Here is a 9,649-nt window from a genome sequence, read left to right as displayed (position 1 = left end):
CAAATGCCCTACTGCAATAACTGAGCTTGCCCCGACGACCATGACGAGAAAAGGCTGCTGAAACGCTTTGGCGATGTTCCCCGCCCATAAAGGCACGCCGTACTTCAACATTTCCTGCATTTGAGGTATTGAAATGGTACCCAGCCATTTGGGGCGGTGTACCTTTTCCGCCTTCCAGCAAATACAAAGAGCCGTCAGCACAGAACCGACGCCCATCCAGAAAGCTACGCCCCACAGCAAATTATGTCCTATTGGCCACAGAACACCGAGCACCATCCCGAGCGTCGAGAAAATGGTCGTAATTACCATAAAGAAAGCCTGCGTACCAAAGTCCCGGTTTCCGGAAAATGACGATACCCCAATGTTAACTATCGAATTGAATACCAGCATCAAGGAGCTTATGATCAGTGCTCCCTTTAGAGAAGGCAGCTGGTACGTATGCGCGAGAAGAGGCGACAAGACGCACAGAATTATACTGATGAGGATACCGAATAACACACTTCCGACCAACGCCAATCGGAACTTGCTTTGTATTGCTTCCTGTCTGTCGGTAGAAAAGCCGTACACCAAGGCTGCGTTAAAGCCCACATTAAGAAATAAGGTAACCATGCCGAATATTTGCAGAAGCAAATTAATTTCGCCGAACTGACTGGGATCGTTCAACACGCGCGCGAGTACGATACTCCCTACTGTTTGCAGGAGCTGGTTAATAAATAAGCCAAGTACAATAATGGATACATTTCGAAATAAAAACCGTTGATTAGAATTCAAACTAAGCCTAAGCTTATGCATTACAAGCACCTTCTTATGTTCTGGTTGTAGGGCCATGCTCGTTTCCAATATAAAGGCGATTCTATCCGTACGACGTCACTCGCTGTAGTCCATTTCATCCGTCACTGCGTTGTCGGACAACAGCTCTCATGAGTTGATTATAATAATAAAACCGAATATGGCAAGAAAAAAAACAACCACCTACATTCTTAGATGGCTGTTTGCAGCGTTATTCATATACCAAGACGCCAACATCCTCAAACCACAAAAAAAGTCGGTCTCTTATCGCGCACCTAAGTGCGTAATCAGAGACCGACTCTCATCCTACTCCAATGAGCCCTCCATAGAGTGGCTCATTTCATACCACATCTTACTTCACTGAGGCGACAAAGCTGGTGATGGCATCTGCCAACTTTTGCGGCGCTTCCACCATACTCATATGACCGGCGTCCTCGATCAGGCACTGTGTGAACCGCTCTCCACTAATCGTGAACGTACGCTCCACAGGCACGATTTGATCGTGCTTGCCTGCAACGAGCAGCACAGGGACGCGAGCCGTCTCCAGCACTACATTGCGATCCGGCCGCAACCGCATGCCCTCTAAGGTGCTGATAGCCCCTTCAGGACTCGTCCCGTTACCGATACGGATCGCTTCCTGAACCACTTCAGGCATCGATTGAAGATGTGCCGGTGCAAAGAGCTTTGGAATCAAGCCGTCGATGAATACCGGCAGTCCTTTGTCCTTGATTGTCTCCTGGCTTTTCAAGCGCCCCTGCTTTCCTTCCTCGCTATCCGGAAAAGCGGTCGAATGTATCAAGCCATATCCGGCCAATAGCTCCGGGTAATGTTCAGCAAACGCCAATGTGGAATATCCTCCATAGGAATGTCCCAGAACGATAGTCTTGCCGAGATCAAGCTTTTGAATCAACTGGGCAATATCCTCCGCGATCGTCTCCATCGAGTATACTCCCTCAGGTGCACCGGAATCTCCATGCCCCCGCTGATCAGGCACGATAAAGCGGCTGCTCTCGGGCAGCAGCGGCAGCAGCTTGTCCCAGTAAGACGAGCTTCCGCAAAAGCCATGCAGCAGCACTACCGCTTGTCCTTGTCCCTTCTCTTGATAGGCCATCCGGAAGCCGTCCAGCTCCACATATTGTTTATCCATAATAAGCAGCTCCTCTCGTTCACCGCATAGTGTGTCTAACCTCTACAGGTTTATTTTACCACACCTTAGCATATCCCAAACAAAACACCCTATGCCCCACATCGGCATCAAGGGACACCAATAGAGCATAAGGTGATGGTCTGAGACTATGATAGGACTAAGGAGTTTACTGAGCCGGCGCAGCAGCAGCTTCTGGTGCTATGCTCTCTGACGAGGCAGTGGTTCCGTCCGAACCTGGAACGGATACTCCTACAGTCTCCGCAACCGGCTTGTACTTGGAAGCGACATAGGTCTCAACCTTCACATTGGTTATGACCTGCGGATACATCATATCCGGTTTCGGATTCACGACTTCATATTGAATAACCGCAGTGTCATCTGACTCGAAGCGAATCCCGGTTATTCGTAATCCGTAGCCCGGATTCGGCATTTCACGCGACAGGATCACTTTGTTCACATCGTCGTTCACCTTCTCAACGTTAACCGTTATATCGGCTTGCTGAGGCGGCTTCGGTTTGTTGGTATGTGCTTCCACTAATTTGATCCCGTTGTATAACCAGGTCGCAGCTTCACCACGGGTCATTTCCTGCTTCGGATACGCCTTGCGATCTTCGCCAAGCTTAGCGATCTTCAGCAAATAAATGCGCTGCATATCGACTCTATATTTCAAATCCACTTGATCCTCGTCCGCAAGGATAACCGCCATTTTAATAAGCGGCAGCTGGGCTTTGGTATCCATTGCATCATTTAGAAGATTCGCATACTTCTCCCTTGTAATAGGAGCATTAGGATCTACATCCTGTGGAATATCCAGGCCGTTCACCTTAGCGATAATAAACGCTTCAGCATACCAGGCGTCATTTGGAACATTCGTAAAATAGTCGGAGGCTTCCGGCTTCTTAATAAACTTGACGTGATCGGTCGATAGCTTCAATCCCTTTACAAGCATGCTGACACTTTGAGCGAAGCTGATCTGACCGCGAGGAACGAAGTGCTGGCTGTCCACACCGCTTACAATCCCTCTATCTTTTAGCGCAGCTATCGGCTCTTGTTCCGCCGAATCGAGGTCTGTAAAGGCATACACCGATCCAGCGGATACGCTGCACAGCAAAGCGGCCGCAGAAACGAGAGTAACGAATTTTTTCATTATAATATCCACCCTTCCTTATATCGCTTATGACCACATCTATTATTTCCTACTTCAACTCCGGAGTTACCCTTCAGACGGATGTTATTGGCAAAAGGTTGCTAGAAATAAAAAAAACGGCAAAAAGACCGCACAGCCACATCGGAACGATTCCGATAGGAACTTACGTGCGATCTGCTTCAGAAAAAACCGATCATTCTGGACAAAGCCTTTTGCCTTAACCCTTCAAAGCACCCACCATGACGCCTTTGACAAAGTATTTTTGCACGAATGGATAAACGCACAAGATCGGCACCGTGGCTACCATGATGGTCGCATACTTGATTGTTTCCCCAATTTGAAACTTGTCGGCTGCCGCGGCTCCGGAAGACATACTATCCGTCGAGTTGGCAAGCAATATTTCCCGGAGAATAAGCTGCAGCGGATAAAGCTCCCGATCCTTCAGGAATATTGACGCCCAGAACCAGCCGTTCCATTTTTCCACCGCATAATACAGAATCATAACGGCAATGACCGGCATGGAGAGCGGGATAATAATTTTAAACAAGATGGTAAAATGATTCGCTCCATCTATCTTGGCCGATTCCTCCAAGCTATCCGGAACGGACATGAACGCCGTGCGCATAATAATCAGATTAAAAGTGTTCACCGCAAACGGAATAATAGTCGCCCACAGGGAGTTCATCAGACCAACATTTTTAACGACCAGATACAACGGAATCATACCGCCGTTAAAAAACATCGTTAGTATAATCACGAAAATGAATACTTTGTTCCACATTACGTTTTTACGGGAAAGTACATAAGCACCGAGTGCTGTAACAAACAAATTGATGACGACCCCGACCACGACGATGAACAGTGTATTGCCGTACCCTGTCAAAATATCCGGATTGTCGAATACACTTTTGTAAGCTTCAAGGCTGAAGCCGAGCGGTTTCCACAAGATGCCTCGGTGAGCAATAATTTGATTTGCATCACTCATGGACGAGAACGCTACATGCAGCAAAGGATACAACGCGATGACAACCAGCAGCAGCAGTACAATGTGGATGATCCAATCAAAGATGCGTTCCGAAATGTCGTTATCTCGTTTCATAGCGGTTCCTCCTCACCATAAGCTGTTCTCATTGACCTTGCGGCTAATCCAGTTCGCTGAGATCAATAGAATCAAATTAATGACGGAATTGAACAATCCGACCGCCGCGCTATAGCTCCAACCGAACTCAAGCAAGCCTTTCCGGTAAACGAAAGTATTAATAACGTCCGCTGTGTCGTAAGTAACCGGATTGTAAAGCAATATAATCTTCTCGAACCCGACGTTCAGCAGATTCCCCATTCGAAGAATGAACAAAATCGTAATCGTCGGCATAATGCCAGGCAGTGTAATATGCAAAATCTGCTTCCAGCGCCCGGCTCCGTCCATCCGTGCTGCCTCATACTGCTCCTGATCGATACTCATTAATGCCGCAATATAAATGATCGATTCCCAACCGATCTTTTGCCAAATTTCCGAAACGATATAAATGCCCCGGAACATATCTGGCTTCTGCAGCATCGCCTGACCGTCTCCGCCGAAAAATGCAAACATCGTGTTGATGATGCCCCCACTGTTCGTGAAATCCTTGATCATTCCGCAAATAACGACCATCGAGATGAAATAAGGCATGTACGTAATAGACTGTACGACCCGCTTGAATGCCGCATTGCGGACTTCATTGATCAGAATAGCCAAAATGATAGGAGCCGGGAACTCAAAGCATAAGGAATATAAGCTGATGACAACGGTATTTTTCAAGATTCGCCAAAAATAATAGCTGCTGAAAAAATCTTTGAAATTGTCCAGGCCGACCCAAGGACTGCCCAGAATGCCTTTCATCGGGGTATAGTCTTTAAAGGCAATGATGGCCCCGTACATCGGCGCATAATGGAAAATTGCGTAGTAGACGATAACGGGCACCATCATCAAATACAAGTATTTATTGAGAAAAAAATCTTTGACAACCCGGGAAGACCAGCTCGGGCGGCGCGCAGCAGCAGGTTCTGTCGTTTGTACAGCCATCGTCTTGGCCATATCATACCCCTCCTTCCTCAAAGTCCGTTACCCTTGAACATTTCATGTCGGAAGCATACATCCGTTATCAGCTGAACGGTTCGCGAGAAGGGAGGGACTCTTGCAGCCCCGCCCTACTGCGAATTACGTTTTAACGTTTGTTATAACGATCCAATGCAGCTTTCTCGATTTCGATGGCGCGATCCAAATTCAATGTTTTCAGCTTCGCCATGTACTTATCGAAGTTCTCAAGCGGCTCGGTGCCAAGAATAATTTTGAGCGTCATTTCGTCCACCAAAGTGTTGACATCCGTCATAATTTTAGCCAGCTCCGTACTTTCTTGAGGCGTAGCCGTAATTGGTGGCAGCGCATATTTATCTACATCGGTTTTTTGCCATACAGGGATGGCGTCTTTTTGCTGCTGCATCGTCAAGTACTGCTCAATGTAGCGTTTATCTTGGACAAATGGTCCGTTATAGTTACCGCGAATGTAAAGCGACATCGCTTGGGAAGGAGCCAATTTATCCGGATTTTTCATCAGCAGGTCCGTATACTTCGGATATCCGTTTTCCATCTTGTAGCTGACGCCCTCGGTACCGAAGTTGAAGAACATATGCCCTTCGTCACTGTAACCGTAGTCCAGCAGCTTGGCGGCCAGCTCGGCGTTTTTGGAATTCGCCGTAATAGCGACCATCCCGCCTGGAGCGAAGGCCGGGTCTTTTTGACCGAAACGGGCTGTATCTCCTTTTTTCAATACCGGATATGGAGCGGCAACCAGATTCGCCTTAGGATCTTTGGCTGTCAGGATAGGCATCCATTTGCCGATACCTCCGCCTGTGTTGCCGATCGTTGCTCCGGTCGCATTGGATGCCAGGTTAGCATCTAACGTTTTGCTATCAACCGTCGCGATATTTTTATCGATAAGACCTTCTGCGTACCATTTACGGAACGTTGCCAAGAACTCCTTGTATTCTGGCTGTGCAGGACCGAATTTGATTTGACCGTTATCTGTATAGAACAATCGGTTAATGCCATAAGCACCAATAAATGCGCCATTGTAGATCTGCTCAAGCGGACGCGGGACGCTGAAGAAGGATAGCGGTGCGGCTGCGCCTTTCTTTTCTTTGAACGCCTTCAGAACGGTATACCATTCATCAATCGTCGTCGGTACCGGCAGCCCTAGCTCGTCGAGCCAGTCTTTACGCACGATCGGCCCTTGGAACACTTTCAAATACTCATCGCCGCGAATGAATGGGAAGGCAAAATAGTTGCCGTTATCCGTTTTGACCATTTTGTCGACTTCCGGATGCTCCTTCAAATATTTCTTCAAATTCGGAGCATTTTTATCAATTAAATCATTTAACTTCAATATATATCCGTCTTTAATGGCCTTCTCCGGTCCTCCGGGGAAATCCAGCCAGTTGTATTCAATCATATCCGGCAGCTCGCCTGAGGCCAGGAGAACGTTCAAGCCTTCCTTCGCCTGGTTGACGACAGGAGAAGAGAACTTCATCGGAACGCCGGTCTTCTTTTGCCACTCTTGGAAGAATGGCATATCCCCTAATGCGGACTTGATCCCTACGGTATTACCGTTAATTTCGGCCCAGTAGGTTAACGTTTTATCCGTCTTAATCGGATATGTCGTTGCTGTCGCTGGGGCTGTAGTGCTTGTGCTTCCTTGCGGTGCCTTACTATTGTCGGCGGGTGCTGCAGATTGGTTGGAACAAGCTACGGCCAAGCTGCTCATCATGGTGGCGATCGTTACAATAGGGATGATTTTACTTCTTTTTTTCATCGCTAGTGACCTCCCATTTTTCGATTAGGGTATATGTTGCAACTCCTAACCCGATCATAATGGTAACGCTTACAAATAGATATATGCAATTTTTCATTTTTCATCATCAATAGTGATTGTGCGATCTGCAAAAACACCAAATCAATCTTCAATTTATCCAAAAAGCGACCGCTCGCGAGACATTTTGCTGCAAGGGCCGCTTCAAATCAAGCTTCACGCGCTCCAAGTTTCCTTAAACTTACCCGGAGTGATGCCTTCATATTTCTTAAATGTACGGATAAACGCATTCGGATCGTTGAATCCAACAAGTCCCGCCACGTCGCTTATGCTTAGCTTTTGCTCGACGATCATCGTCTTGGCCTTTTCAATACGCACCTTGTTAATGTAATCCAGCAGGCCCCCGCCTGTCTGATCCTTGAACAGTTTGGATACGTAAGCCGGCTTCATGTCCATATGCTCGCCTATCATGGAGATGTTCAGATTCACATCATGATAATGCTCCTCAATAAAAGAGACTACGCTATCGACCAGTCCTTTCAGGGCTTCCTGGCGAGCTTGAACAATATTTTGCTGACGTTTGTCCGAGGTGTACTTACATACCTTCTCCAGCATGCCGATAAGCTCGACCTGCATTTCCTTTACAGTTTCGCAGCTTAACAACCGCTCAATCGATAACGGATAGTTTCTTAAGAAAGGACCTTGACCATCGCCGATTTCATGTGTCGTCTTGATCATCGTGCTGGCCATATTAAACATAAGACACTTGGCAAGTGGAATCGAGAGTGCAGGCTGACGGTTGAAATTGCGATCGATAATGTCCTCCAGAGTCTGCTTGGCCCGATCCAGATCACCAATTTTCATGGCGTTCATCCACTGCTGCTCCACCGATAGTGGATAATAATAACCAGTATGATTGTCCTGCTCCGTCTCTTTGCGAATCATAGGGTAAGCCAGAATGTCGTTGCTTCCCATCACCAGCTTATATTCCATCGCATCAAGCGCCTCGGAATAGGCTTGAGATATCCCGTCAATAGAAGCATGAACACCGCTGATGGATAAAGTCAGTTGAATCTGGTATCTGTCCAGTAAAAAAGCCTGTGCCTCGCCGGCAATCTGAAGCAGCTGCTCCAATCGGCCTTCTTCATCCTTAGAATTAAAATTAATCAGGCAGGCGAAAGTCTCATCGATTTCCACTACATACCCGCGATGCTCCCGGTTGGCCAGCTCCTCCACTACATTCGAAATAATAAACTGCAGAAGCATATGCTTATCTCCGGTTTCCATACCTTGAATGCGTTCGAAGAACGGCCCTCTTTCCTTGACATACAGAAGCATAACCGCGAAACTGCCCGACAGCGGCTGCATATGGTAGGTGGTTAAAGCCTCGTCGATAGGCACCTGACTATCCAGCTTCCCTTTCAACAGCTTCACAATAAAGTTCGATTTCAGCACTTGATGCTGCTGCCTCATCTGTGATTTGAACTTATCCATTTCCCGCAAAGTATTTTGTATCGACTGCTCTATAAAATGAAACTCATTGCCTCCTTCACTCATGGACACTCCGCTTTTCCCTGCAAAGACTTGCATGAGCTGACGAACGGGCACATAATTTTTGCGCAAGAAGAAATAAGTCAGCAGAATACCGCCGAGCAAACTGATCAGGACGCTCATATAAGTCAGGTTGCGGACCTGCTCCGCCTTTTTCCAATACAGCTTGCTAGGAACTATCGAGACATATTTCAATTCGGACCGGGCGGAATGGATATAGAACCCTTCCATCTTCTCTCCGTCTTTATTGTTGAAATAAAAAAGTCCTGAATTGCCTTCCAGCTGCGAGTAAGGGAATTTATCAGGCAGCGTATCGTTCGTGCTGGACACAAGCACCTGATTATCCTTATTGAGAATGAGCACCTGACCTTCACGGTAAAATTGCATGTTCGCAATTGCACCCAAAATGCGCGCTTGATCCAGCAGAATGACATTGGCTCCGATCGGCTGTTCTCCCGGGTCCGTCGCATAAGCGCTCACGTATGCAACCGCTTTCCTCAATTTCCCGTCTTCCCCAAGCCAATGCATCGGAATAAAGCCTTTATAGTTTTTTTGCTGCAAAATTCGGGTCCACTGGTCATACGTTAAATCTCCGCCCTTATGCATCAGCTCGTAGCCGAGTCCCATTTCTCTTGTAAACGTAGGAAGCAGCAGAATATCGTCGGCAGCATAATAAATATAGAAGTAATCTATGGATGGGTACGATGATTTATACAGCTTCAAATCCTGCGTAACCTGAAACATGTCGTACCGCTGATCGTTCGGTAACCGATATTTGTTGGAGTACAGCAAATCCTGCACCTTCACGTTCCACGTCATTTCAAAGCTCAACCGCTCCATCGATTGAAATTGGTTGTCCATGATCTCCCGAACCTGCTTCAGCAGCGCATCGTTAGCCTGGTGGATTTCACTTTCTAATGTCTTGCTTGACGATTGATACACAATAATACTAATAAGGACAGGCAGCAGCAGCACAGCCATATAGGAAAGCAGCCATGTCAGCACGACACTGCGGCGTCTAAACCGAATCGTTCTCCAAAACATCAATGGATCCCTCCCTTGAGAGATTAGCAGAAAACACATTGTAATCTGACATCTATCTACTAACAATACATAGTACAAAGGGCATATCGGCAGGCATATATTAAATTCTGTGCTTTGCAGCTTATC

The 9,649-nt window shown here is 47.0% G+C and carries 7 protein-coding genes; all 7 read right to left on the bottom strand.

Annotated elements, in window-relative coordinates; all coding sequences use genetic code 11:
* Positions 1-792: oligosaccharide flippase family protein (locus tag BP97_RS0130565; protein ID WP_028552503.1), on the bottom strand; the 792-nt coding region annotated here is incomplete at its 3' end.
* Between the two features lie 349 nt (positions 793-1,141).
* Positions 1,142-1,936 carry an alpha/beta fold hydrolase gene (locus tag BP97_RS0130560; protein WP_028552502.1) on the bottom strand — a complete coding sequence of 265 codons (795 nt, stop codon included), beginning with the start codon at positions 1,934-1,936 and terminating at the stop codon, positions 1,142-1,144.
* 166 nt (positions 1,937-2,102) lie between these two features.
* Complete coding sequence (locus BP97_RS37995; protein ID WP_081824442.1) at positions 2,103-3,083, bottom strand: S-layer homology domain-containing protein; 981 nt, start codon at positions 3,081-3,083, stop codon at positions 2,103-2,105.
* A gap of 217 nt (positions 3,084-3,300) precedes the next feature.
* A complete protein-coding gene (locus BP97_RS0130550; protein WP_028552501.1) occupies positions 3,301-4,182 on the bottom strand; it encodes a carbohydrate ABC transporter permease in 882 nt (293 codons plus the stop codon).
* 12 nt (positions 4,183-4,194) lie between these two features.
* Positions 4,195-5,145: an ABC transporter permease gene (locus tag BP97_RS0130545; RefSeq protein WP_036746854.1), complete on the bottom strand. Its 951-nt coding sequence runs from the start codon at positions 5,143-5,145 to the stop codon at positions 4,195-4,197.
* Positions 5,146-5,287: 142 nt separating this feature from the next.
* Positions 5,288-6,931 (bottom strand): type 2 periplasmic-binding domain-containing protein, encoded by a 1,644-nt coding sequence (locus tag BP97_RS0130540; RefSeq protein WP_028552499.1) that lies wholly within the window; start codon positions 6,929-6,931, stop codon positions 5,288-5,290.
* 213 nt (positions 6,932-7,144) lie between these two features.
* On the bottom strand, positions 7,145-9,523 hold the full coding sequence (locus tag BP97_RS0130535; protein WP_036746853.1) for a helix-turn-helix domain-containing protein: 2,379 nt from the start codon (positions 9,521-9,523) through the stop codon (positions 7,145-7,147).
* Positions 9,524-9,649 lie beyond the last annotated feature (126 nt).

The organism is Paenibacillus sp. UNC451MF (genome assembly GCF_000686845.1).
Lineage (GTDB): Bacteria > Bacillota > Bacilli > Paenibacillales > NBRC-103111 > Paenibacillus_S.
The sequence above is the reverse complement of the archived record's forward strand: the minus strand, read 5'-3'. Positions and strand labels throughout refer to the sequence as shown.

What these genes read in the sequence shown, in the direction of transcription:
- BP97_RS0130545 (WP_036746854.1), bottom strand. Translation starts at nt 5,145, where the DNA reads ATGGCTGTACAAACGACAGAACCTGCTGCTGCGCGCCGCCCGAGCTGG.
- BP97_RS0130535 (WP_036746853.1), bottom strand. Translation starts at nt 9,523, where the DNA reads ATGTTTTGGAGAACGATTCGGTTTAGACGCCGCAGTGTCGTGCTGACA.
- BP97_RS0130560 (WP_028552502.1), bottom strand. Translation starts at nt 1,936, where the DNA reads ATGGATAAACAATATGTGGAGCTGGACGGCTTCCGGATGGCCTATCAA.
- BP97_RS37995 (WP_081824442.1), bottom strand. Translation starts at nt 3,083, where the DNA reads ATGAAAAAATTCGTTACTCTCGTTTCTGCGGCCGCTTTGCTGTGCAGC.
- BP97_RS0130540 (WP_028552499.1), bottom strand. Translation starts at nt 6,931, where the DNA reads ATGAAAAAAAGAAGTAAAATCATCCCTATTGTAACGATCGCCACCATG.
- BP97_RS0130550 (WP_028552501.1), bottom strand. Translation starts at nt 4,182, where the DNA reads ATGAAACGAGATAACGACATTTCGGAACGCATCTTTGATTGGATCATC.